Annotated in this window: 23 protein-coding genes and 1 pseudogene; 16 read left to right on the top strand and 8 right to left on the bottom strand. The window is 58.8% G+C overall.

The features are described 5' to 3' along the window. Positions 1-328: 328 nt before the first annotated feature. From RFN28_RS24590 to RFN28_RS24570, 5 genes are all read right to left on the bottom strand, one after another. The gene (locus RFN28_RS24590) at positions 329-1,090 is read right to left on the bottom strand and encodes a hypothetical protein (RefSeq protein ID WP_320223435.1); all 762 of its coding nucleotides are present in this window, start codon (positions 1,088-1,090) and stop codon (positions 329-331) included. After that, a complete protein-coding gene (locus RFN28_RS24585) occupies positions 1,087-1,632 on the bottom strand; it encodes a hypothetical protein (protein WP_320223436.1) in 546 nt (181 codons plus the stop codon). Before RFN28_RS24585 ends, RFN28_RS24590 begins: the two co-directional genes overlap by 4 nt. 4 nt (positions 1,633-1,636) lie before the next feature. After that, the gene (locus tag RFN28_RS24580; RefSeq protein ID WP_320223437.1) at positions 1,637-1,933 is read right to left on the bottom strand and encodes a DUF2278 family protein; all 297 of its coding nucleotides are present in this window, start codon (positions 1,931-1,933) and stop codon (positions 1,637-1,639) included. Between the two features lie 43 nt (positions 1,934-1,976). Then, entirely contained in the window at positions 1,977-2,231 is a 255-nt protein-coding gene (locus tag RFN28_RS24575) for a hypothetical protein (RefSeq protein WP_320223438.1), read from the bottom strand. A gap of 123 nt (positions 2,232-2,354) precedes the next feature. Further along, positions 2,355-4,085 (bottom strand): phospholipase D-like domain-containing protein, encoded by a 1,731-nt coding sequence (locus RFN28_RS24570; protein ID WP_320223439.1) that lies wholly within the window; start codon positions 4,083-4,085, stop codon positions 2,355-2,357. 568 nt (positions 4,086-4,653) lie between these two features. Here RFN28_RS24570 and RFN28_RS24565 point away from each other — a divergent pair. Beyond that, positions 4,654-5,379: a hypothetical protein gene (locus RFN28_RS24565; protein ID WP_320223440.1), complete on the top strand. Its 726-nt coding sequence runs from the start codon at positions 4,654-4,656 to the stop codon at positions 5,377-5,379. Positions 5,380-5,594: 215 nt separating this feature from the next. Next, the gene (locus RFN28_RS24560; RefSeq protein WP_320223441.1) at positions 5,595-6,257 is read left to right on the top strand and encodes a hypothetical protein; all 663 of its coding nucleotides are present in this window, start codon (positions 5,595-5,597) and stop codon (positions 6,255-6,257) included. Positions 6,258-6,540: 283 nt separating this feature from the next. Here RFN28_RS24560 and RFN28_RS24555 read toward each other — a convergent pair whose 3' ends face one another. Beyond that, positions 6,541-7,053 (bottom strand): Ros/MucR family transcriptional regulator, encoded by a 513-nt coding sequence (locus RFN28_RS24555; protein WP_320223442.1) that lies wholly within the window; start codon positions 7,051-7,053, stop codon positions 6,541-6,543. A gap of 185 nt (positions 7,054-7,238) precedes the next feature. Between RFN28_RS24555 and RFN28_RS24550 the strand changes: the two genes are divergently transcribed. The 8 genes from RFN28_RS24550 (at position 7,239) to RFN28_RS24515 (ending at position 18,165) form a co-directional block, all read left to right on the top strand. Beyond that, a complete protein-coding gene (locus RFN28_RS24550) occupies positions 7,239-7,514 on the top strand; it encodes a hypothetical protein (RefSeq protein WP_320223443.1) in 276 nt (91 codons plus the stop codon). After that, positions 7,511-8,920: a His-Xaa-Ser system radical SAM maturase HxsB gene (gene hxsB / locus RFN28_RS24545; protein ID WP_320223444.1), complete on the top strand. Its 1,410-nt coding sequence runs from the start codon at positions 7,511-7,513 to the stop codon at positions 8,918-8,920. The genes RFN28_RS24550 and hxsB overlap by 4 nt, the downstream gene beginning before the upstream one ends. Further along, positions 8,917-10,026 (top strand): His-Xaa-Ser system radical SAM maturase HxsC, encoded by a 1,110-nt coding sequence (gene hxsC, locus RFN28_RS24540; RefSeq protein WP_320223445.1) that lies wholly within the window; start codon positions 8,917-8,919, stop codon positions 10,024-10,026. Before hxsB ends, hxsC begins: the two co-directional genes overlap by 4 nt. After that, positions 10,023-10,577, top strand: a complete 555-nt coding sequence (gene hxsA / locus RFN28_RS24535) for a His-Xaa-Ser repeat protein HxsA (protein WP_320223446.1) — start codon at positions 10,023-10,025, stop codon at positions 10,575-10,577. Before hxsC ends, hxsA begins: the two co-directional genes overlap by 4 nt. A 713-nt stretch (positions 10,578-11,290) precedes the next feature. After that, the gene (locus RFN28_RS24530; protein ID WP_320223447.1) at positions 11,291-12,850 is read left to right on the top strand and encodes a Wadjet anti-phage system protein JetA family protein; all 1,560 of its coding nucleotides are present in this window, start codon (positions 11,291-11,293) and stop codon (positions 12,848-12,850) included. Beyond that, positions 12,840-13,490 carry a DUF4194 domain-containing protein gene (locus RFN28_RS24525; protein WP_320223448.1) on the top strand — a complete coding sequence of 217 codons (651 nt, stop codon included), beginning with the start codon at positions 12,840-12,842 and terminating at the stop codon, positions 13,488-13,490. Before RFN28_RS24530 ends, RFN28_RS24525 begins: the two co-directional genes overlap by 11 nt. After that, positions 13,487-16,921, top strand: coding sequence for an SbcC/MukB-like Walker B domain-containing protein (locus RFN28_RS24520; protein WP_320223449.1), 3,435 nt, complete (start codon positions 13,487-13,489; stop codon positions 16,919-16,921). Before RFN28_RS24525 ends, RFN28_RS24520 begins: the two co-directional genes overlap by 4 nt. Further along, positions 16,918-18,165, top strand: a complete 1,248-nt coding sequence (locus RFN28_RS24515) for a Wadjet anti-phage system protein JetD domain-containing protein (RefSeq protein ID WP_320223450.1) — start codon at positions 16,918-16,920, stop codon at positions 18,163-18,165. The genes RFN28_RS24520 and RFN28_RS24515 overlap by 4 nt, the downstream gene beginning before the upstream one ends. 123 nt (positions 18,166-18,288) lie before the next feature. Here RFN28_RS24515 and RFN28_RS24510 read toward each other — a convergent pair whose 3' ends face one another. Next, a complete protein-coding gene (locus tag RFN28_RS24510; protein ID WP_320223451.1) occupies positions 18,289-18,483 on the bottom strand; it encodes a hypothetical protein in 195 nt (64 codons plus the stop codon). Between the two features lie 34 nt (positions 18,484-18,517). Here RFN28_RS24510 and RFN28_RS24505 point away from each other — a divergent pair, with 34 nt between their 5' ends. Then, positions 18,518-18,850 (top strand): hypothetical protein, encoded by a 333-nt coding sequence (locus tag RFN28_RS24505; RefSeq protein ID WP_320228523.1) that lies wholly within the window; start codon positions 18,518-18,520, stop codon positions 18,848-18,850. Here RFN28_RS24505 and RFN28_RS24500 read toward each other — a convergent pair. Continuing rightward, positions 18,845-19,108, bottom strand: coding sequence for a hypothetical protein (locus tag RFN28_RS24500; protein WP_320289774.1), 264 nt, complete (start codon positions 19,106-19,108; stop codon positions 18,845-18,847). The two genes, RFN28_RS24505 and RFN28_RS24500, sit on opposite strands and share 6 nt — an antisense overlap. 350 nt (positions 19,109-19,458) lie before the next feature. On the opposite strand from RFN28_RS24500, the gene RFN28_RS24495 reads away from it, so the two are divergent. From RFN28_RS24495 to RFN28_RS24475, 5 genes and pseudogenes are all read left to right on the top strand, one after another. Beyond that, the gene (locus RFN28_RS24495) at positions 19,459-19,716 is read left to right on the top strand and encodes a hypothetical protein (RefSeq protein ID WP_320223454.1); all 258 of its coding nucleotides are present in this window, start codon (positions 19,459-19,461) and stop codon (positions 19,714-19,716) included. 4 nt (positions 19,717-19,720) lie between these two features. After that, entirely contained in the window at positions 19,721-20,407 is a 687-nt protein-coding gene (locus RFN28_RS24490) for a winged helix-turn-helix domain-containing protein (RefSeq protein ID WP_320223455.1), read from the top strand. 29 nt (positions 20,408-20,436) lie between these two features. Next, entirely contained in the window at positions 20,437-21,882 is a 1,446-nt protein-coding gene (locus tag RFN28_RS24485) for a type II and III secretion system protein family protein (RefSeq protein ID WP_407046072.1), read from the top strand. Between the two features lie 8 nt (positions 21,883-21,890). Then, entirely contained in the window at positions 21,891-22,469 is a 579-nt protein-coding gene (locus RFN28_RS24480) for a CpaD family pilus assembly lipoprotein (protein WP_320223456.1), read from the top strand. A 741-nt stretch (positions 22,470-23,210) separates the two neighbouring features. Continuing rightward, positions 23,211-24,165 (top strand): annotated as a pseudogene (locus RFN28_RS24475) (IS481 family transposase). Positions 24,166-24,209 lie beyond the last annotated feature (44 nt).

The following is a 24,209-nucleotide window of genomic DNA, read 5'->3' as shown; positions in this document are numbered from 1 at the left end:
AACGGGAAATTCGGTTTTCGTACATTTGCTCAATTCCGTCTTTGCTGGTGGGCACAGCCAAACCGTCACATTCGGCGTGAAATGACGGAGCGCATTCGTCATCTCCTGGACATTCTGCTCGCAACTTCCCTCAGCGCAGTCCTGTAGAATGAGCCCAGGAATGCGTGTCGCAGTTCCTTGCGTAAACTGCCGGAACTCACCCGACTGCTTAAGAGCACGTTCCAGTGCATGCTCCCACAGGTAGACCGGTTCGATTGCGATCAGGTTTCTGTCGCTGAGGCAGTCTATGGGCTCTCCTCCCAGGCTCAAACCTTTCGCCATGCCGGCATCAGTACATATCCCTTCTGGCCACTCTAGTGTCGTCGACCCCGCCTATCTCCATCGGAGAGGTGTCGCCAGCAGTGTACGCTATCGTTGCGATCTTGGCTCCGTACTTGTCTGAGTAATTCAGCATGCAAGTATTTGGCTCTTTCGTGGCGCCGTAACCGTCATCCTTCGACCCCATATCCCGCAGCGCCACGTTTACAAACGAAGGCTTCTTCGGATCGACCTCAATGTCGTCCAGAACCTTCTTCTGAGTCTGGATGTCTATGAAATAGAAATGTCCGGTAATTGTCTTGGAATTGCTGTCCATCTGGGAGCACATAAACTCAGGTCGCACGGTGGCGACGGATGCTCCTTCGTTCACAAGAACGGAACGCAGAAACGGCACATGAACGAAGATCTCGTCGCCTTGGCGCGATGCCGACGTGTCGTCAGCCCCCACGTTGATCAAATCCTGTCGCAAAAATTGCATGGTTACGCTGGCTGTATCCAGCCTAAGTATCTGCAAAACATTGGTTTCAGCGGCCAGTATGAAAGCCGCGATTGCCGTGAAGGCTGCAGCTGGGAAACTGATCCAGTCTTTCAAAAACGCGGCGACCTTTAGAAGTCGATCCCGGCGTATTTCTCCGGCCGTCTTCTCGCCGATGTCGGATCTGCAGACAGGACAAACCACGGCAAGCTGGGGAATTGTGCTGCCGCACTTGGGACAGCTTTTCGTGCCTGCGGAATCTGGCTCCGCCGGCTTTGGGTGAGCTTCCTTCGTCATGGATGATCTCCCGGAAGAAGAAACTCTTGGGCCGCTTCAAAGGACCACTTCTGGCTCTCGTCCGACAGACTGAGCAACCATATGCTGGAGTAGTCTTCGTCATCCCAGCCATCCGGTGTGATTTGAGCGTACCCGACGATCGAGCGCGCTAGGGCAGGTATCGATTCGTGCTGCCAGCAGACAAGAACGGGGGCAGACTGCTTGATGATATCCTCAGCTGCCTCGCTCTCCTGCCCCTTTGAGTTGCGTGTATCCGGCTCGATTAACAGGCGTTGCGCAAGCGGCGTGACCGTCTGAAGCGGCCGCCGGCTTCGACTGCCTGTCCCATCCTTTTTGATAACGCCAGAGGCCACGATCGCCTTCGGAACCCGTAGTGATGCCGGCGGAGAAAAGAACAGGCTGGCCAGCGCGCCGGCACGTTGCCAGCCACGAACCGTCAGCGACTTGTCATCCTCCTGGCCGAATTCGTCGACGCCGAGTGCCGGGTTGCCAGGAAGGGGCTTTTCCGCATGCCGGATGATCATGATCAGTTTGTCAACCATGCTTCTACCCCACAGGTTTGCGTTCCGGAGTCGGATTTCCGAGCAGGTCGGTCGGCACCAATTGATGTTCAAAGGCGGCGAAGTAGGCAGCCCACCGGTCGTCCGAACTTGCGAAAAAGACAGCGCCATCTTGCCAGATGTCATTGGTCGTTGTGGTCGTCCCTTCGCGGTAGGCGAACTGCTTTCCCGTCGATCCCTGGTTCATATTGGTGTCGTGGATGCCGGCGCCCTCTGAGTAGAACCGCCCGAACACATAGACATCCCACGCAGCTTGACCTGCTTGCTGCAAGAGGCGGCTCACGATGCTACCGGCTCGGGATGCAGGCTCCCGTCCATCGGATCGCTCAGGCGCCACGGCCGGTTTCCGCCAGAACGTCGGACCGCGTGAAGTCCAGCGCCGGAAGCGCGTTCTTGTCGATTAAATCACACCGGCCCGCTTGCGTCGCCTGGAGCGCCTGGACTATCGCAACGTCCCACGCCGCCCCGGCAACATCCAGGGGCACATGCAAATGATACTGAGTTTCGTGACCGAGGGGCTTTGCCTTGAGAACCGGCGCGCCGTTGATTTTTGCTTTCACGAAACCGTAGCTGAGGGACATGGGACGGATGCTCTTTCTTTTGAATGCGGCGCCAAGGTGGCCTCACTTCGGGCTACTAGGCCGCTAGGGGGCCATTTGCAGGCTGCAGGTCGCCTTCAGGCGAAATGGTGCCAAGGGCTCAAGCTAGGTTGGGGGAGCCCCAAACCAGAAGTCGAGTTCCCGGATGCGCCGCTGGTCGTACGGTCCTGCCGGTGACTTGATTTGCCAGTCGCCGTTATCGGCAAGGCCAGTCCATTTCGGCTTGCCGTTCTGCTGCTGTACAGACTGCCGCCAACGGTATTGGGCGTAGATCTCCATGATCTTGCCGGCATACTGACTTGCCAAGGCGCTGTTACCCGTGACGATCACCATGTTTTCGTCGTTCACGCCGCTTGCCTTTGGCCCAAGGTTGTGGGAGCCGGTAATCACGACCGAGTTGTCGCCGTAGGGATCGATCACGATCACCTTACTGTGCACCATGGCATGGGCTGTCGGGAGCTTCAGGGTCTCTTTCGCCCAGTAGGCAAAGCGACCGGGTATCTCGGCGGGCAGCACTACATCGGAATTTGCATCGATCCGCTCGCCGCGATTGAACAGCACGACGGGGTTCTTGGCTGTGCCCGGATTCTGATTAAGCACTCCCTGAATGTAGAGGTCCGGTTTGAACGACGGGCTCGAAGGAGAGGCAAGCTCAATGATGTCGTTGAGGAGGGTGCCTCTCGGGCCAGGGTTGAACATCGCAAAAAGGATACCTTGCCGGGCTGACTTGATCAGCTCTCCGCCCTGTTCAAGATCGGATCCGTCGTGCATTGGTGTGAACCAGACGGTGGCTCCCTTCGACTTCGGCGTTGTTCGCGGCTTTGAATTGCTCTCGTAGAGCGAAGTGGGCGACTCATCGCCATCTCCGGCGACTACTTTCCATTGGTCGAAATAGAATTGGGCGACCGCTGGATTTTCGATCAGCAGGGCATTGTTTGCCTGCGTGCAAAGGCCGGTCATGGTCCAGTTCGTGCTGCCGGTCCACACTGACTGAGGCGTCTTGTCGGCATCGCAGATGACCAGGAACTTATTGTGCGCGAGCGCACGGGGAGCGCTCATGCGGTTTCTGACGTCGCAACCCGACAGAGCCGATCGCGCCGCTTCGTTTTCATCCTCGCCTTTTTTCTTCACGCTTCCGTTGCCGAGCACGATGTGGGCCCGCTTTTTGAGGTCCTGAAGGAGGGGGATGAGCTCCGGGTCGTCAAGTTCGAAGAGGGCGGCGTAGACGTGCGCTTTGCCTGCTTTGGCGGACTGAAGCAGCGATACAAGCTTGTCGCGGATCGGCCCGGCCAGGAAGCGGCGAATCTGGTCGTGGGGATCCGCAATTGCCTTCTTTAGCTTCGTCGTCGGTGCTTGCTCAGGCAAGGCCCGGGCGAGCCATTGGCTGGCAACGATGCCGCGGTTGAAGAAGCAGCTTGCGCGCCCGTCGGTTTCGGCGCCGATCTCTGCATTCTCGCTCCAGGCGGAAACAAATTCCTTGGATTCCTGTAACTTGTCAGCCTGTCTGATCATTGCTGACACACGATAGCCAACGACGTCGCCTGGGTTCACAGCAAAATCGGCCCAAAGATACTTCTGAATTGGCCACTCCGTTGTGGGTTTGCGCGTTCCTTCGGGAACCTCAGGTCCTCCGGCAAATCCGACCCAGCTTGCTACGATTTCCTCAACGAAACCGTCGGAGTCAGCGGGCGCTATCGTGTTTGGACTATGAGCGCTTCCAGGCGCACGTTTGATTTTCCGGCGCAGCGCAAAGCCTCTGCACTGATCGATGAACGGGCTGCGCCACGCCAACAGCGCGCTGTCGACACCAGGATGAACGATCAGCTCTATGCTCATTGCCCCTCTCCCCGCTGATGATTTTGCCTGGCAAACATTCACGACATTATGACTACGCAGCAAACTGTTTGGTCGGCGGTAATTTTCAAGTCGGCTAACTATAATTGCGCATGCTTATTGGGAAACCAAGCCGTCCGCCTGACTTCAGCAAGTGCTCCCTCTAAATAAAGCATTATGCTACACAACTCTATTCGAGCGAGGTGCAATCGAAGCAGCTCTTGCTACGTTCGTACCAAAGCGATGGAACCGTATTATTGAGCTTACATTGAGTCAATGTACATAATAACTATTCGATTGCATTCAACTTATAATCGCTGGACAAACTGCTCAGTTGGGTGAGCCGAACAGTAAAGGAATGATGAGCCGGCTCAATGCCGACAGATGTCATCTTGCTCGGGACTTTGGGTTCGGGGTAGACGTTGTCGGGACGAATTCAGCCGATCCACGCGAGCTCGGAGCAACCGAGAGGCAGCAAAGAGCGATGGTCTCGCCACCAACCAGCTAGATAAGGGTTGTCACCTCAAGCAATCCGCCGATCGGAGCTCGAACGCAGGCAGCGCATTTCGATGTGATCTTTGTGCACGTTGAAGGTGAGCCCAACCCGCGCGACGATCGCGACCCCGTGGCGCTGTTCGGCCGCGGTCTTCAGCTTCTCGGCCGCAGATGCGCATTCCTATGGGAACCAGCGACGTGCGGCGCGGATGATTGGCCTGACTGCCAAACCGGCGCGCAAGCTTTGCTCGTGCGCCGCTCGGCTGTGGAGCGAAAGGACACGCAAAGTACGTATAGAAAAAGCGGTGCGTTGAGCTCAAAACCTGCAAGCCCAACGATATTTCTGAACCAGAGCCTAAGGTCGGTTCTGTTGTGCACGTCAGCGAAGCTGCTGTGCATCGAAGACCGGATCTTTGATCTTACGGGCGGAGCAGAGCTCGCACGCTGGGCAGCCAACGCTGCAAGTCGAGCAGGGCGCAAAGTAGCTTTGCTTTGCCATGACACACAATCAGTATACCGCAACCAACAGCGAATTATTGGAGAAATCGGCCTGAGGATTGGCATTTTGATCGGGGAGCCCCGATCCATCCTTCCCATCTATGATTTCCATCGCATTGACTCGCTTGTTCCGCGCTTGGCTCGTGAAGAGATCGCTTTGATCATGAACCGGATGACATACCCTCCTTTGGTTCTCGGCCCCGACGGCGAACTTGTCCTCGGGGACGCATGTGTGTCTGAAGAAGATTTTTGGTCGGTATTCGCCCCGGCCGAGCTTAACAGGTGGCTCGCACCAAATAACTGAGATTCCGGCCGCCGCTCAGGGCAATCCTGATGCTAGCCGACACTCTTGCCTGTAAGCCTTCCACGGCTGGGTTCTGGGGTTTCAAACGCGCAGAAGGCATCGAAGCTGCCGTGGGGACTATTTGCATCGAAAGCGCGGCTGCGGTTCATAGCTTGAAGTGTCATGATACAGTAATAGGCATTCGGGATATTCAACTCCGGTGAAGGGGTTGGGCGATGAACCGGCTAACGGTATTGGCTACATTTATAGCGATCACTTGTCCTTGTTTGGCCGAAGCACAATGCCTTGCGGAGGCGGGTGATTTTGCAGAGCGCATTTGCGGTGAAGTCAAGCAAACGGGAAAGTCCACCCTGATCACGGGCAAAGGCGATTTGACAGCTGCCGCCAAGGGACTGATCGCAAAGGCACTTGGGCAACTCGGCGGGGATGTGGGAGTCGATATTCAAACGAACGACTTCGAAAACGTCCTTCAGGAACAGTTGGCTGGCGAGCTCATCAACGTACGTCAATGCGGGACGCAGATGGCAACACTCGCCATCAATCAAGTCTGCACCAAGGCGCCGCACTGGAAGGTATGTTCGAATCAGGCTTTTGGGCTTGATCACTGGGAAGATGAAGCAAAACTGACTGGGGCCACCGGCTGGCGCGGAGGCGGTTATAATCCCGAGGCGTATTGCACCGATTTTATCAACGCTGTTCTCAACAGTCGCAGCCTGGGCGACAAACCACATGACGTCACCGATATTAAGTCGTCAGAGGAAAGGAGACGAACCGGCTTGTTAAGGGACCATGCTGAATATAACTACCATTGCACTATCAATTTGCACTGGAATCCCGTCTACAAGCAGAAATCGGATCCAATCTGCGGACAAGAATAGCCGCGGCTGGGCGCTGTTCATCCATGGAAAAGCGAACTGCGCAGCGCTCAGGGTCGTCTGGGCGCGCGCCAGCCGGGCGGCGATGAGTTTACAGCGTCGCCACGGGCGAGAACGCCCGGCTGCATCCACGGCTACTCCAGGCGTCGCCATTTGTGCGCTGCCCGTTATATTAGATACAGCCAGATAGCTGGCCACAAAAACGAGGCAAGCGCACCCTGCAGCCGGGTGCTCGGCGACGCGGCCGCAGAGAAGCTCGACATTAGTCTCGATCAGAGGGCAACCGCTACGTTCGCGATTTTTTTGCTCGCGACTTTGCTACCGCTGACTTGGTTGTCGCGGCGGCGGTACGAGTTGCCCGCTTCTGCTTGGGCTCTGCGATCGGCTCTGACGGCTTTCGGCCAAGACCGGCTGCTTTCGCCAGTGCAGAGCGGGCGGCAGCGTAGTTGGGTGCCACCATTGGATAATCGGCAGGTAATTTCCATTTCTGCCTATAGTCATCCGGCGTGAAATTGTAGTGGACATTCAGATGGCGCCGCAGCGACTTGAATTTCTTTCCGTCCTCAAGGCAGACGATATAATCCGGTGTCACCGATCTCTTTATCGAAATCGCCGGCTCCTGCTTAGTGGCGGTCTCCGTCTCAGACGTACCAACCCACTGTAAGGCAGCGTAAATATCCCCGATCAGCTTCGGGAGTTCCGGCACCGGTACCGGATTGTTAGACACGTATGCGGAAACTATGTCGGCGGCGAGTGCTATCAGATCGCTGTTGTCTTGCTGCTCAGCGGATTCGGTCATGGTGCTTCCCTTTGAGGTCCATCAGTTACAGCACACCCCCATTTGTGCAGTTTGTGCAGGTACATTGTCGAGATCGCTTTCTCAATGACGAAATCCTCTGAACGTCGTGGATTCCGTTAATGCCAAGCCAAATATCTCATTGATTGTTCGGACCTCACCGCGCATTATCGCGCTGGGGGTGGGCTATGACAAAATTACCGAACGCTGCTCAATTCGAAGTCGTGGTGCAGGTTCCACGACAGTTCGACAAATACGTCGATTCGGCGATGCTTCGGCTCCAATCTCTCTATCCTACCTGCCGTCTCGCAACGATTGACGGTGCGATATCCATAGGTTCGTCGGGCAGTCTTGCCGAGGATCAGCTTCGCAGGGCTGTTCTCCATACCCTCTACCGCGAGAAAATCTATGCGGAAACTCTGTCGATGCGTCAGGCGCTGTTCAGGGCGGTAACTGGCCGATGAACTTCTGGCCGCTGAAGTTTCGCGAGACGTCGGACGGTTCGATGCTCTTTTGCGACGACGCTGGCGGTTTCTTCAAAGCCGATCACGGCTTTCTGGACCGGTATGCCGCCGACGAGCTGTCTGCCGCCGATCTGGCGTTCCTCAAAGAAGGAGGTCATGGCTTCGACCGAGAGCTGGATGTTCACTGGACATCGTTCGCCTACAGGTGGGCGCGGCGGCAGTCCAAACCGCAAGAAATGAACTACGTCATTCTGGTTCCGACGCTCAGGTGCAATCTCACCTGCGGCTACTGCCAAGTCTCGCGCGCGCCTGAGAATGCCCGTGGCTTCGACTGGTCACACGAAACCCTCGAAGGCGTCCTTTCCTTCGTCGACGGCTTGCAAGGCCCGGACATCAAGATCGAATTTCAGGGTGGCGAGCCCTTGCTGCGGATCGACCTGCTTGAAGCTGTTCGGAACTTTTGCCGGGAAAAATTTGCGCGACCGCAGTTCATCGTCTGCACGAACCTGCAAACGTTGGACGCACGCGCATGGGCTTTCCTGGACGCCGAAGACACCCTCATCAGCACCTCGCTGGATGGAGATCGGATGACACATGAGCGTCAGCGCACCCACGACAACAAGGTTACTGACACTTTTTTCCGAAACCTCGAGACAGCTGTTTCTCGCTATCCCGAGGGGAAGATTTCGACGCTGCCGACGGTCGACATTGCCAACCCGCCCGACCTTGAAGGACTTCTCGACAACTATGAGCGATACGGAATTCGATCCGTCTACCTGCGCCCGATAAACCACCAGGGATTTGCCCGGAAGCTCGATCAGGGCAACAACGTGCTGACGCGCTGGAATCGTCTCCATTCCGAATTCATCGACCTGTTGATCGCTCGCAATCACCGGACCGGCCGCTTCATGGAGGAGCACTATTTCAGCCAGTGCCTGAAGCGTGTGCTCCGCTTGGATGCCGACAATCACGTGGACATACGCAACCCCAACTTCTTCGCCTCCGACTATATAGTCATAGATCATGACGGCCGCTTCTATCCGACAGACGAAGCCCGGATGCTGTCCAGGATCGGCCGCATAGATCTAAGCATTGGCGACGTCAGGACGGGGATCGACCGGGCAACGGTCAACCTTCTCGATTCCGGAGCATTCAATCACTTCGATCCGGATTGCATCCATTGCGCCTATCAGCCGTTCTGCGGCACCGACGTCATCGATGACATTTCCCGCTACGGCCGGATCGACCTTCCCAGGCCCGACACGTGGTTCTGCGGCCGGCATTTGTCACTCTTCGACAAAGTGTTCGAGGTGCTCTACCGCAAGGACGCGCCGGCCCGTGCCTCGGTAGCCGCGTGGCTCGGCGTGAATACGTGGGACGACAGCATGGCCCCGGTGCATTCATGATTCCACTGCGCATCAAGGTCGAGGCAAACGCTGATCGGCCCTTTGTCGTGCGTATGCGCTCGTTTGAAGCGGGGGCCTGGCAGCAAAGGGCTGAGCAATTGAACCCCTTCGACGTGACCTTGGAGCGCGTCAGCTCGGAAGGAGCTGACTACGTAGGCGAGGGCGGCTCGATCCGAGTCCTGGGGATTGATCCTTCCAAGATAGACGGGGACGTGTTGTTGGTTAATCCCAGGCGCGGAACCGCGGATCGCCTCATCCGCAGCTCCTCGCAGCACAACACCTTTCTGGTGACCGAGCGATGTGACCAGGTTTGCCTGATGTGCTCGCAGCCCCCTAAGCAGCACCATGTGGACCTGTTCCCATATTTCGAGGCTGCGGCGTTGCTTGCTCCGGAAGGCGCAACGATCGGCATTTCCGGCGGGGAGCCAACGCTTTTCAAGGCCCAACTCTTCGGGTTTCTGGAGAAGGTGCTTGAGGCACGCCCGGATCTTTCTTTCCATGTGCTGACGAACGGCCAGCATTTCGATCAGGATGATTGGGGGCCGATGAACCGTATCGATCAGGGTAGGGTGCTTTGGGGGATTCCCCTGTATTCGAGCGACCCGGCCGTACACGACGAGATCGTTGGCAAGACAGGCGCGCACACGCAGCTCATGGAGAACCTCGCTCTCCTATGCCGCCTCGGTGCGTCGATCGAACTTCGCACCGTTTTGATGCGCCCGAATGCTTATGGGCTGCCTCAGCTGGCAAGATTTATTGCGACTGCTCTTCCGTTCATTCGGATATGGGCACTCATGCAGATGGAGAACATCGGCTTTGGCCGCATGAATTGGAAAATCCTGTTCTACGACAGTTCAGAGGGCTTCGACGTAGTCGGACAATCCATCGATTTCGTCAGAACCCGCGGCATCAACGCCCGGCTTTATAATTTCCCGCTTTGCACCGTACCGGAACCATACCACCATCTGGCACCCGCCACGATCTCCGACTGGAAACGTGCGTATCGGGAAGAATGCTACGGATGCGCTTTGAAGCCGCAGTGCGGCGGATTTTTCGAGTGGCATCCGCGCAATCACGGATACAGCAAGTTCGGAGCTCTCCAATGAAGAAGCGGCTTTTCGCGATTCCATCTCTGCTCGCGGCGGGGTTCCTGCCGGTCAATGCACAGGCTTATCTAATCAAGCCAACATTGGATGGCGACCTCGGCAAGAGAAGATCGCTGTTCGATATCTTCAAGCTTGACCACATATACACCTTGGCCGGACATAGCAGCCACAGCTCGCACAGCAGTCACGTCTCGCATTCGAGCCATCGGTCGTCGACGGGCGGTTACACCTACATCCCGCCGGCACCCAGCGATCCCGCCCCGCTCTACAGTGCGCCAGCGGCGCCGGCACCGACCTACCAGGCGCCCGCTGTCGCGCCTGCGCCCACACCGCTTAAGACGCTTCCAGGCAACGCTTACCGATTCAAGGAAATTGTGCAACAAGTCGAGTTCGCTTTGCTCGCGTTCGGCTACTACAGTGGGGAGATAGACGGCGAGATGAATCCCGAACTGAGGGCAGGGCTTCAGCGTATGCAGACAGACTACGGGCTAAAGGTAACCGGCACCATTACCCCCGAAACGCTGACCGCACTGAGGATCGAGGCGCGTTGAGCGCTCAGCCGGCCAAGGAAATTGCCGACAACTTGAATAACCCGGGCATTTGCCCTCACGGTCGTGGCAGGAGTAGAAGCTCTCCCGGGGGAACGAACGACCGCATTCGGGATCGGCCACGCAGACAGCAAACGACCATAGTCAGGCGCAAAGCGGCCGTCGCAACTGAGCTATTTTTGAATTTCGTTTAGTAGGAGGGCGGCCGAAGCAGCGATCGCCGCTAATTGTTGCGTCATTTCGGGCAATCTGTTAGCTTGTATGGATGTATGAATTATCATTAGAACTGATGGCTCTGCTAGCGGGGACGTTCTCTCTGATATCGAACGTGAATCCAAACAGTCGATCTTTTTAAAAATACCTGAAATTTTGGATATGATTTCTTAGACGCGAGCGAATAAACCCTCGCCAGATCAAGAAATCTTGAAGGAGGTTTGGCGCAAAGAGCTGTTAAGGTCGTTGCGAGACTTCTGGCGCAAACCAAACGAGCGGCTGGCAGTCAAATCTCTCTGAGAAGTTTATCCCGGCAGTGACGTTAGGGGCAACCAAAGCTCCCCATAAAAAGCCTTGGGTGGGCGCTCACGTAAAGGAGCCGCTTAGAAATATGTTGTCCGAAGCCGGTTGAGCTATCTTTCGGTGCCTAACAGGGCAGGCGTCGTCCTTAATCGCTTGACCTTCAGACCAGCTCCCGCCAATTTCCTCATTGGGGGGGAATCTTGGCAAGTTCCGTAGTATCTTCAGTGTCGGATGCTTCGCGTCCGCAAATTTTCGGTCAACTCGGCCCGGACATCTTTACGGTGTTCTCTGGCGGCAACCGGCTGCTCTATGAGCGTGCGATCCTCGCCGTCTACGACGACCTTTACCGGTCCGACCTTCTATTCCCGACGGAGGCGGAGGTAGTCGGCGTGATTTACAACTGCATTACGCGGGAGCCCGGCCTTTGGGCCGAGGACGAAGCCGCCGTCGATCTCGACCGCCTCGTCACGCGGACCGGCCGACGAGTCAGGCGTCGACGCGTCGCAGGTGTAGACGATCAGGCCACCGGGACCGCGATCAGCCGGTCCCGGCACATCTACAACCGGATGCTGCAGGCGGGCTGGCTGGACGAGGCGAGCTATGGCCTCAAGACAACCGTGGAGATGCCGTCCGGCGCGATGCGTCTCGCCGAATTCCTGTGCTCCCTGAAGGATGGCGGGGCCGAGCAACTCGGCGGCCTGGTGGTGGAGGTGAGGAACGCGATCCGTGCGGTGCGCGAGAAGCCGGCCGAGAACGCTCTCGGCCTCAACAAGGCCGCCCAAGACTCGGCGCGTTTCGGACGGTACCTAAGAAGCGTGCTCGCGGCCCTGCGGGAAGTTGATCGGCAAGTGCTTTCCTCGGAGACGCTTGCCGAGCGGCTGCGGCACTATTTCGAGGACTTCGTCGAGCGGGTGCTCCTGCGCGACTACACGTCCATCTCGACCACGGCGCATCCATATCGACATCGGCGAACTATTCTCACCTCCCTCGACGAGTTGGAAGATTCCGAGATTGACTTGGCAGCGGTTGCCGACGCGTATCTTGAAGCCCGGCTCGTTCCCGATGGGCAAGCGGCGCGCGACCTCGTACAAGAGGACCTGTTCCGAATCCGCCGCGTGTTCGAGCGGATCGAGGAATCCTTCGAGGCGATCCAGCAGCATCGGTCCAGGCTCGAAACGCGACTGCGCAACGTGGTCCGATATGCGGGGCGCCGGACCAATTTCCTTCAGCGCAGCGAGCACGTGATCCAGAGTCTCGACGACGCTCTTTCGCGGGGCGTTGACGATCTTACGGTGCGAGGATTGATTGAGCCTCGCATGACCGTTGTCGCGCCCGAGCTTCTCGCGAAGCCGCGCGGTGCCCGGCCGGAAATCGCCGACGCCGACCTGGCCCTTCCGCCGCCCGATCCGATACGCGAGTTTAGGCGTCATCTTGAGCGGGAGTACTTGGATCGCCTGACTGTCTCGCCGGCAAAGGTCAGCCGTTTCCTCGAACGACGGGTACCGCCCTTTGGCGAGACCACAGCGGCCTCCATGAGGATCGAAACCGTCGATGATTTCCTGGCTTTCGAAGCCATCCGATTGATGGTCGCCGGCGGCCTCGGTGCCGACGCGGACTCGCGGCTCGCGAAGGCGCTCGAAGGCCGATTCGAACTCGTAGCCTGCGGTGAGACAGTGTCGAACGAGTGGCTGGATTGCGGCGGCTTTCACGTGAAGCGCCTCGACGACAGCATCACCCTCGAGGTCGGGTATGCTGCTTGAGTTCAACGCCCTCGAAAGCTCGAACCCCCGCGGTTTCCTGCGGGTCACGCAGCTCATCGCACATCTGATGCGGAACCAGTTCGCCCACGTGGAGGACCGTGGGGCCGCGACGCTGCTCGAAACGCTGCACCGTCCGGAACTCGCGAAACTCGTCTCGGCTTACTTTGACGTCGCCGGCTACCGTCTCGTCCATCGGGAGACCGAAGGCTGGGCTGGGATCCTGCCCGATCCGGAGCGCACGTCGCTGCCGCGGATGCGCATCGATGAGACGATCGCCCTACTCGTCATGCGACGGCTATGGGAAGAGGCGCTCCAACTCGGCGAAATCTACACCAACGGAACTGTCCGCACGACCCTCAACGAGGCGTATGCGGCCTATCAGGGCATAGTCGCCGGCACCCGGCGTGCGGCGCTTGCGCCGAACGAGTTCCGCGACGTGCTCCGGATGCTCGAACGCAAGGCGATCGTTCGCCTCGATGAGTTCGACGTAGACGCGCAGGATATGGATCTCGACATTCGCGCGCTCGTCACGAGCGTCGCCGGCGACGACTTCGTTGCGTCGCTCGAGCAGATCCTGTCGCGTCCGGTCGCCTCGAGGCCCGATGCGGACGATGAGGCCACGGCGGGAGGCCAGGCATGATGGAACTGCGGCGTATCGTCCTCGTGAACTGGCACATGATGGTGCAGGCCGACCTCGATCTTGCCGGCGATGCGGCCATCCTCGGACAGAACCGATCCGGCAAGTCCACGATCATCGATCTGATACAGGCGATCATGGCGGGCGGTTCGTCCCGTCTATACCGGTTCAACCGTTCGGCGGGCGAGAGCGGCGGCCGCTCGGACCGCACGCTAGGAGGGTACTGCCTCGGCCAGCTCAACGAAGATACGTTCCTCAGACCCCAGGCGAGGAGCCACATCGCGCTTGTCTTCGAGGATCCGGAGAGGCGACGGAAGCCGGTGAGTATCGGGCTGTCCATCGAGGCCGCACGCGGCCAGCAGACGGAGGTTGCGGGGCGCTTTGTCGCCGAGGGTATTGGCGTCGATAGCTCGATGCTGCTGGATACCAGCGAAGATGCGTCCCGGCCGACCGCGTGGCCCGTCGTCCGCCGGCGGCTCGACCAGGCCTGCGGCGAAGCGGGTGGTCAGCTCCTCACGCTGGACGACGCTAAGACGTTCATCCGCGAATACATGCGTGCGCTGTTCACAGGTCGTCGCACGTCGGATCCCGAGCGGTTCGTCCGCACTTTCGTGGCCGCGCTCTCCTTCACGGACATCTCGTCTGTCGAGCAGTTCGTGCATCGCTACCTACTCGAACCCAAGCCGATCGACATTGCCGAGCTGCGCGACTCCATCCGCCGCTACCGCGAGATCCAGAAGACGATCGCCGATCTCAACAGAAGGCTGGAGGCGCTTCGCGCGATTCGCGCTCAAGTGGAGGAGTTCGACCGGCTTCTCGCCGAGGAGCTCACCTGCCGCGCGATCGAGAAGACCGCCATGCTGGTCGAAGGATTCTCCCGGCTGTTGGCGAATATCAGTGAACAAAGGTCGAAGTCGCACGAACTTCATGCAGTCATGGAGGAGTTCGCGCGGGTGGAGGAGGAGATAGAGCACGAAAACGAGGCGCTCGCATCCGTCCGGCGACAGCTTGCCGCGACCGGCGCGCAGGGGCAGCGCGCCATCGTCGAGCAGGAGATCAAGGGGCTGGAGCGGGACCATGCCGGCATCATGGAACGTCTGCTGGCTCGACACCTCAGCGCGGCGCGCGCGATCCAACTCCTGGAGTTGCGCGACAAGCTGAGCGTCATAAACCCGGGCGAATTGTTCCGCGCGCTCGAGCGCGTCGAGGAGGCCAGCCGCGGGCTCGCGCCGCCCGATTGGCCACGCGATCCGGCGAAGATGGACGATCTGCTGGAAGCGGTCTCCGAAGCGGCGATCGCCCGGATGGAAAAGGCGACCGATCAGCGAGATGAGGCCATCGTCTGGGTCAAGCAGCTTGAGGCCGAGGCAGCCGAGGATAGCAAACAACTTGCTAGTGCCAGGCAGGGACAGATCACCCTTAGCGCAGCGACCTCCAAACTTATGGAGGCCCTGCGCCGCGAGGGCATGACGCCGCGCACACTGTGTGAGGTCGCCGACGTCGTAGACGAACGGTGGCGCAATGCGCTTGAGGCGCTGCTAACCCGCGACCGCGAAGCCATTATTGTCGATCCGGAACATGCCTACCTTGCCACCGAGATCCTGCGGCATGGACGCGACGCCTATCCGGGATGCCGCGTAGCCAACACCCGCAAGCTCCAGTCAAGGACCACCGTTCCTGAAGGCGGCACGTTGGCCTCGATGATCCACAGTGACGACAGGCTGGCCATGGCGTTCGTTGTCTTCAGGATAGGCAATGTCCGGCTTGCGCAGAGCCAGGACGAACTTCTGTCCGGTGGTCGCGCCATCATGGCTGACGGAGCTTATTACGACGGCCTAATCACCGAGATGCGCCGGCCGGACGGCCTCAAGATTGGCCGGGCTGCGGCGCCGCTGATGGAGGCCACGCTGCGAGAGCGGATCGAACAGCGCTCGCAGCTTCTGAGGATTCATCTCGAGAAGAAGCGCTTCTTCGAGGATGCGATCCGGCGGCTCGAGGATTGCAGCAGGCTGGTCGCCGAAAAGGACAGGTTGGAGGCGCTTGCATTCGCGCTGGGGGATCTTGCCGACAGGCGCATCGACGCGCGGCACAGGCTGGATCGGATATCGGCCCACGTCGATCCCGAACTACTCGACGCCGAAACGCGGTCGCAGGCCTTATTGAAGAGCCTCAACTTAAATCGCGATGAACTGATCGGTAGCCGCGAGACGCTCAAAACGCAGATCGAGCAGGTCAAGGCGAGGCTAGGCGCCGGCGACCAAAGCGTCGGTTCTTATCTATGTCTTGCCCTTCGCCGCCGGCAGTTCCGCAGTGTCGTGACCTCCACAGCACAAATACAATCGCTCCGCGAGCGATATAGAGCGCATCCGGCTAAAAATCCGGCCAGGATTGCTTCTGACATGCAGAAGGCTGCGGACGAAGCGAAGCAGGGGTATCGGGAACTCGGTCACGAGATCAGGACATCTCTTGGGAGGTATGCGATCGACTTCCCCGACGCGCTCGAGGGCTATGCGGACGTACCGATCATCGGCACTGTGAAGCCATGGGTGTCGGACGGCATTGCGATGCTGGAAGATAACGAGCTCATCCGGTACCGCGAGCAAGCGGACGAGGCGGCGGATCGGGTTTCACGTCTTTTCAAAACAACCTTCATTCATGAGCTGAACAGCCGCTTCGGGCAACTTCATTCGGAGATGGAGAAGGTGTCGGCAGCGCTCCGTACACGCCCCCTTCACGGCGAGATCTATCGCCTGGCGGAGCTCGTTAAACCGGAGTTCGACGACCTTTATCATCTCGCTAAGGACAGCGAGGCCGACGAGCGCGTGCTGGATGCTCTGTTCGGCCGGGCCGAGCCTCGCGACGAGCGGCACGCGCGGGCGCTCAGGCAGATAGAACAGCTCCTCGCTGACGAGTCCTTCGACTTTACGGTCTTTCAGGACTACCGCAGCTATTTCACCTATGACCTCAGGATGCGGGACGTCACCACCGGACGGACGACGAGTTTCGATCGCCGACGCGGCGTGGCCAGCGGTGCGGAACGCCAGGTGCCGTTCTACGTCGTGATCGGAGCAGCCCTCGCCAGCGCTTACCACGGCGTCCGCCAGGCGACCGCGCCGAGCGATCTCGGGATAGGACTTGCCGTGTTCGACGAGGCCTTTAGCAAGATGGATGGCCCCAACCAGCGGACGCTGCTCGACTTCTACCGCGCGATCGGCCTTCAGGTCGTCATTGCCGCGCCGACCGAGAAACGCGCGGTCGTCTACGAGAACCTCGACTATATAATAGACGTATTCCGCAGCGGCGACGTTTCCCTCGCCGAATCCATCCGAATCAAGGATCGCGCCCGCGAAGAGATGCGCGCTGCCAATCCGCAGCACGCGACGGACGACGAACTCGCGGAACGCCTCGGTCTAAAGGCAAGTGCTGCCGAATGAGCCGGCGTGGGTTTTCGACTATCATTTCACTTATCGACAATCTGCTCGCGCGACATGAACGCAATCCCGCCGCGCGAAACCTGATCGCCGCGATCGACAATGACGGCTTCGCCAACATGGACTTGCGAGACACCTTCGATGAGGAACTCGCAGTGCTGGAACGAGCGGGCGGAATCGAGCTGATCCAAACCGGCCCCAGGACGGAGCGTCGGGTAACCGGTGTAAGGCTAAGGGATGCTAGGGTGCTCTACCGAAAGGTCGAACGGCGACCGGCTGGCGAACTAGCGTACCAAGCTGTTTCAGAACTGCGGTCGCAGCCGGGGCTGCCCGCCGGCGCCACCAGCTTGATCGACGACGTCGTCGCAGCTTGGTCGCGGGGCGTGTCCCACATCGGAATCCGGAAGGGGGAAGGGCGAACGCTTGCAGACGTGATAGGCCTCGCCATCGCAGTACGCGATCGCATGTCGGGCGATCCGCAGGAGGATCAGGACTTCCGGACGTTCTCGCGGCTCACGGTCGGCAACAGTAAGGTGCTAGAGAAGAATGTCCGGCAGGTCGCAGCAGCGATGACGAAGATCTTCGCGGGCATGGACGAGCAGACTCGCCTCAATCCGGAGGAGCTGCTTGCTAGCGCCGGTCTCAGACGCCTGCCGCAACCAATCCTGCTGCACGGTGACGTATCGCTGGACGGACGGTCTTTTCCGGCGATGCCCTATGTCGGAATACCCACTGACTGCGCCGGCGGGATAGGTCTTCTGACGAAGCCCGACTACGTCCTGACGATCGAGAACTTCACTTCATTCGTTCGGCACGTCCGGGAGGTCGCACGGTCCGAACAGGCCCTCGTCATCTATTCGGGTGGCTTCCCTTCACGACCGGCGCTCGCGACGATCACAAGGCTGGCAGCCCAAGCGCAAGTGCCGACATTTCACTGGGGAGACATGGACGCCGGAGGTGTCCGCATATTCCAGCACCTCGAAAGACATCTTGCCGGCTTCGACATTCCGCTGCGTCCCCATATGATGGACACTGAACTGCTCCGGCGCTTCGGGAAACCCGCACCGGGCGTGGCCGGTCCTGTCGCTGACAGGCACGCGAGCGCGGTCGCCGCCTTGGCGGATTTCCTCACCGCGAGTGGTCTTGTGCACGAGCAGGAGGAGTTCGATCCCAGAAGCCCGATCACGGAGACTCTTGCTCCGAAGGAGCAGAAGGCGCCCATGCTCCGCCCGGATCCCTTGCAGTGAACGGGGATCATGCATGGTTTATGCCGTCGTAGGCGGCAGTCGGCTGACTACCGCAGTCGTCGATAACAGCGAATTTAGACGTCAAGTTGCCAAGCAGCGTAAGCCCTGAGCGTGACTAACCAGCTACGCGACAATTATGCGATCCATGAAGTAGATGTAGCCTGCGTCGCGCTCAATCCCGCAAGCCCGGCTTGACTCGTATTTGACCTTCTCGAAGTGCACCTGACGACCGCCGACCTCAATTCGAACGAAGTGGTCGTGATGAGGAACCTTTCCCGCCGGAACCATCCTCGACACGACGCTGCCCTTGTGGCGCATGAGCGAGGTCTTCTTGCATGCGAAGAGTCTTGGGTTGCTGCTGCGCAAGGATCCGGATGATTCCGTGGTGGTCCATTTCCGCGCCATGTTTGCGGGGCTTGCCGGCCGCGTCCTGCGCTCATGGGCAAACCCGCTGAATGACCTCCTTGTCCAGGGCCGCTCCGCGCGAAGCGATGAAGCGGTCCTGGAGACAAGACTCCCCGTAGATGCCATCGAGGAGCGGCTGGCCGAATTCCTGACGCCATTGCTCGCATCCCTTTATGACAGGTTCGGCGTGGCCGGCCTCTCGCTCAACCGCGTCGAAGCCGAGGTGCAGCGCCTGCTCAACAGCGCTGTCGGCAAAGAACGCGCGCCAGCTCCTTCATAATGAGGACGATCCAAGGGCGAAGCTCCGCAGTGACCGGTCACCATCGAACAGGGCTTCACGATAACGCCCAACGAATTCCTGGAAGGCATCATTGCCCGCTTGGGAGTTGGTCGCGGAATCGACCTCGACGATGGTGGGTTCACCGTCACCGGAATCGACGCCCATCAGGCCCTCAGCCGCGGTGCGGCCGGCCTTCATGTGGCGTTGGAGACGAAAAGGCAGCTTGGAGACCGCAGAAGGACTTGTCGGTTCCGACAACACAGCGTTCTTAGCGGGCTCCAGGGAAATTGCGACTAAACCTGCTGAGTCACATCCGGCTCGACGAATACCTGGCGCAAATTGGACTGCGCTCAGTCACGAAGAACTACGGCAGCTAACTGGCGTAGCAGCGGTAAGTGAGGCGCGAGACAGCCTAGGGGTAGGGAGGCCATACCGGAGGACTGTCAGGCGGGCCGCACTTGGCGCCCCCCGTCGGCGAGGTCTCAAAGTAGACGGGCGAAATGTGATCCATCCGCCACGTGGATGAACAATATCCAAGCAATCGATTTTCAAGAACCCAAAGTAAAGTGTTAAGGGAGCGATGGGGACCATTATCAGGAGTATGTCCGATGGCAAACGCTCTTCGCGGCATGACCGGACCCGATACCTTCTTCAGCAGTGAGAGCGACGATCTGATCGAGCAGCCTCAGGGCGTTGACTGGATCGACGGTCGCGGCGGCCACGAGTCCATCCCGTCCGGTGAGGTCATTTACGGCGCAAGGAGAGACCAGATCTTCGGACAAGAGGGCGTTGACTACCCTCTACCCGACGGCCACGACAAACCGCGCACTATTCGGGACCCATGTTTTGACGTGCTTGATTGGTGATGAAATGCGAACGCTGCTCATTGACCATCATGCCCACCTTACACGCACGATACAGGGGGCGCTCGAGGATTGCGGTTTCGCCGTTGACGTGGCTCGTTCCCTGGACGAGGCATCCACTGCATTTTGTTGCGCGAGCTATCACATTCTCCTGTTGGAGTTGGTCATGCCGGACGGTGATAGCTTGCCCTGGCTGGCACAGTTAAGGAGCAACGGGCATTCGGTTCCTGCCCTCATCATGAGCAGTGTCGACGATCTCGAAAAACGTATCGCGATTTTCAACGGTGGTGCGGATGATTTCCTGCGTAAGCCCTTCTGCACCGAAGAGCTCATCGCCAGAATGCGAGCCATTCTGCGGCGTTCAACACAAATTACCGACCCCACCGTTGCATTTGGCAACCTGCAATTCGATCCGATCGGCCGACAAGTTTTCGTTGAGGGCCAGCCAATAAAGATAGCACGCCGCGAACTGTGTATTCTCGAGCATCTACTCAACCGCGCAGGTCGCACTGTTCCACGCGCGCAGCTAGAAGATAGCCTCTATGCGTTCGACGATGAAGTTTCGGCCAACGCACTCGAAGTCGGCATCTATCGTTTGCGCAAAAATCTGAGTCAGTCAGGGGCTACGCTGCGAATCAACACAGCGCGTGGCATTGGCTACATCCTTGAATTGACTGACGCGCCATCTGCCTAAGCTGGTCGCATTTGAAAGCGAAGGTTGCCTTGAAAGTCGTTCCTAATGACCATCCTGCCACCAATCGTCGGTCGACCGTCGTTGGCGGTTTGAGAAGTATGGTTTCTCCTTGCTCGGCCTATCTTTTTTGCGCGCTCATTCTGTTCTTCCCATTTTCTGCTACGGCCCAAAACAAGCGGTACGAAGGCGAACCGCGTGCCGCTGCCAATAGCATCAACGGCACGCTGAAGCTTTCCTCTTCGCTTGGCAAGACAATTCATTTGTCCGCGCCAGCCGCCAGCATCTTTATTGCCGATCCGACGATCGCAGATTTTCAGGCACCCTCGAATAAGACTGTCTTCGTTTTTGGCAAGAAATCCGGGCGGACCAGCCTATTCGCTTTGGACGCCAACGGGGAGGCTCTCGCGCAATTGCATATTGTTGTCACTGAACCGATCGAGGATCTGCGCGCCATGTTGAGGACTCGGGTCGGCGACTATCCAATCCACGTCAGCTATACGCCGCGCGGCGCGATCCTTAGCGGGACAGCGCCCAATGCCCAAGTCGTCGACACCGCAACGAAAGTCACTGAGCAATTTCTCGGTGACGGTGCGCAGGTCGTCAATGAGATTCAAGTCGCTGGGTCGTTGCAGGTCAATCTGAGTGTGCGCGTAGCTGAGGTCTCCCGTAGCGCCATGAAGGAACTCGGTATCAACCTGTCCGCTTTCGGCAAGATCGGCAATCTGACAGTGGGTTTGGCCAGCGGCAAAGGTGCCGGTTCTGGTGCGGCGAGCGGCGGCGGTACGGCCGGCGTCGCGTACAATGATGGCAATGTCAGCCTTGGCGCGGTTCTCGACGCGCTTGCAAAGGAGCATGTCGCTTCTGTCTTAGCTGAGCCGAATCTCACCGCGATGTCCGGTGAATCCGCCAACTTCCTGGCGGGCGGTGAATTTCCCATTCCGGTCGTGCAGGGGAGTGGGCAAGTCTCGGTTGAATTCCGTCACTTCGGCGTCGGCCTGGAGTTCGTGCCAACCGTTCTCAATAACGAGCAGATCAATATTCGCGTGAAGTCGGAAGCCAGTGAACTGTCGACGCAAGGTGCCGTCCAAATCAACGGTATTTCCGTGCCTGCCATCTCCACGCGGCGTGCCGAGACCGCTGTTGAGCTCGGCAGCGGTCAAAGTTTTGCAATCGGTGGGCTGATCAGGCGTAGCGTCAATACTGATATTCGCGCCTTCCCTTGGCTGGGCGACTTGCCGATCCTCGGCGCGCTGTTCCGTTCGTCATCATTTCAAAAGGAGGAGACGGAACTGGTTATCATAGTCACACCTTACATCGTGAGGCCTGGATCAAATCCCAAGCAGATGAGCGCACCCACCGATCGCCTCGGCTCAGCTTCCGACGTGGAGGCCACTCCGATGAATTCATCGGAAAATCCGCCGCAAGACCACGCTACCGGCGGCTCAGGCGCCTTGGACGGCTTCATCATCGAATAGTAACGCCCATGATGATGCGGATCACAAGCCTCCTGGTCGCTCTGAGCGCAAGCGTGAGTGGCTGCACAAGCTCCTCGCCGGTTGAGTCATCGACCGAAATCATTGTCCGGCAGGAGAACAAGGTCTTGTTCTTGCAGAGCCTTCGCGCTGTCGAACGGCAGCGTTTGCGTAATTTCATTGCGAGTGCCAGCCGTGGCCGGAGCGATGCCGTCCATCTTTTTATCAGCGGCCCGCCCTGGCTCGGCGCACAGATCGCCAGTCAGGTGATGGAGATGGGAGTTGACGGCTACAACATCCGCCTCTTTGAACAGCACCACCGTTCTGCAGCGCGAATAGAGGCGATTGTCTACGACAGCCTCCCTCCTGACTGTCCGCCATTTTCCGGCCCTTTAGCCAATGACAGTTCCTTCGACCGGACGCTTGGCTGTTCGACTCGCCGCAATTTGGCGGTCATGGTCAACGATCCGCGCGACTTGATCGACAACAACGCTGTCAGGCCAAGTCTCGGTGATCGCGCGGCTATCCCGGTTGCCAAATACAGGACCTTCGAGACGGGCAAGACCAGCAGCGCAGAACAGGGAAAGTAGCAGCAATTGGGGCCATGGCACATACGCCGCCAGGCAACGCATGACGGCGGTTGCGCAAGGGCAGGAATGGTCGCTGGGTGCCGCGGGTATCGATGGAGGCATTACGCAACGGGCTATGCCGGGCGGCGATTAAATTTAGGCGATCGGACTTGAGGAACCTCTCCCCAAAAGCCCTTCAGAGCGTTGTCAGAATGTTGCCTGGGTTGCCCTGGGATGAAGCATTCGTTGGAATTACTGATCGACTTCTCACGCCGCCGCCGTGAAATACCTCCTGTCCTGTTTCACATTTTCGATCCGCCTGTACCACGTGCAGAAGGTGATCGGGATAACTATGGTGCTCCGGCTCTGACGCTCGAGGAGTTCGCGCGTTGTTCGACAACTCCTCCTCGTCACCCACGCCTGCAAATGGCAATGGTCGTGGGAAGATCAGTCTAAAGACAGCCGCGCATTCATTGGGGGGCGCTATCGCAGTCGGACAGACTTCGCCTTCCTGCCAGGCTACTCTCAGGCACCGGATCGAGTAGAGCTACGCTCTGCGTCGGCGATCGACCCGCGGAACTGTTGTCCGAAGGATTCACGAAAATCGTTTTTGGATGGCGCGCCGACGATGCAATGCACGATCTGTCACGTCCAAGGGTTCACCCTGTCGCCACCTAGCTGTGAGCTTTCAGGAGGTTGTCCATTCGGACCGGACCGAGGAGACTGGAGTTACCAGGCTTCAGAACTCACCGGAGGGTCCGAATGAACATTCACAAGAATGCCCGTCTCACGCCGCTGCGTCGAGAGGAGATGGCGCTGTCGGTGATAGAGGGCGGTTTTTCCAAAGCCCATGCGGCGCGCATCTATGGCGTGTCAGCCAAGATCGTGGCGCGCTGGGTCGGGCGCTACAAGGCCGAAGGACGGGCCGGCATGATCGACCGTTCTTCGCGGCCCGCCCATATGCCACAGGCCACCACTGCGTCGATCGCCGAGCGCATCATGGCGCTGCGGCGGCAACGTTGGACCGGCAAGCACATCGCCCATGAGGTCGGCGTCTCGCCCGCTACCGTCAGCCGGGTTCTCAAGCGTGCCGGACTGTCGCGGTTGAGGGATATCGAACCGGCCGAACCGGTGCGCCGCTACGAGCGCGAGAAGCCCGGCGAGATGATCCACATCGACATCAAGAAACTCGGGCGCTTCGAGCGCGTCGGCCACCGCATCACCGGCGATCGCGTCGGCCAGTCCAACAGCCGCGGCGTCGGCTGGGAGTTCGTCCATGTCTGCATCGACGACGCCTCGCGCGTCGCCTTCTCGCAGGTCTTGCCGTACCAGAGGAAGGAGAGCGCTATCGCCTTCCTGAAGGCGGCGGTCGCCTACTACGCCAGCTTGGGCATCGTGGTCGAGCGCGTCATGATCGACAACGGGTCCTGCTACAGGTCGAAAGCCTTCGCCAAGGCTGCCGCAAGCTTGGCCTCAAGCACATTCGCACCAAACCCTACACGCCCAAGACCAACGGCAAGGCCGAGCGCTTCATCCAGACCGCGCTGCGCGAAAGGGCCTATGCCATCGCCTATCCGACTTCAGATCACCGTTCCGCCGAGCTGCCTGTCTGGCTGCACAGATACAATTGGCATCGCCCACATGGCAGCCTAAAGTCCAAAACACCTATCAGTCGCCTCGCTCTAACCAGGACAACCTGTTGAGGCTCCACACCTAGCCCACCAATCAAGCGACAAAGTTTGTACAGCCGCTGATTGGCAG

Origin of the sequence: Mesorhizobium album, assembly GCF_033977205.1 — a bacterium.
GTDB lineage: Bacteria > Pseudomonadota > Alphaproteobacteria > Rhizobiales > Rhizobiaceae > Mesorhizobium > Mesorhizobium album.
This window is presented reverse-complemented; position numbering and strand designations above follow the sequence as displayed.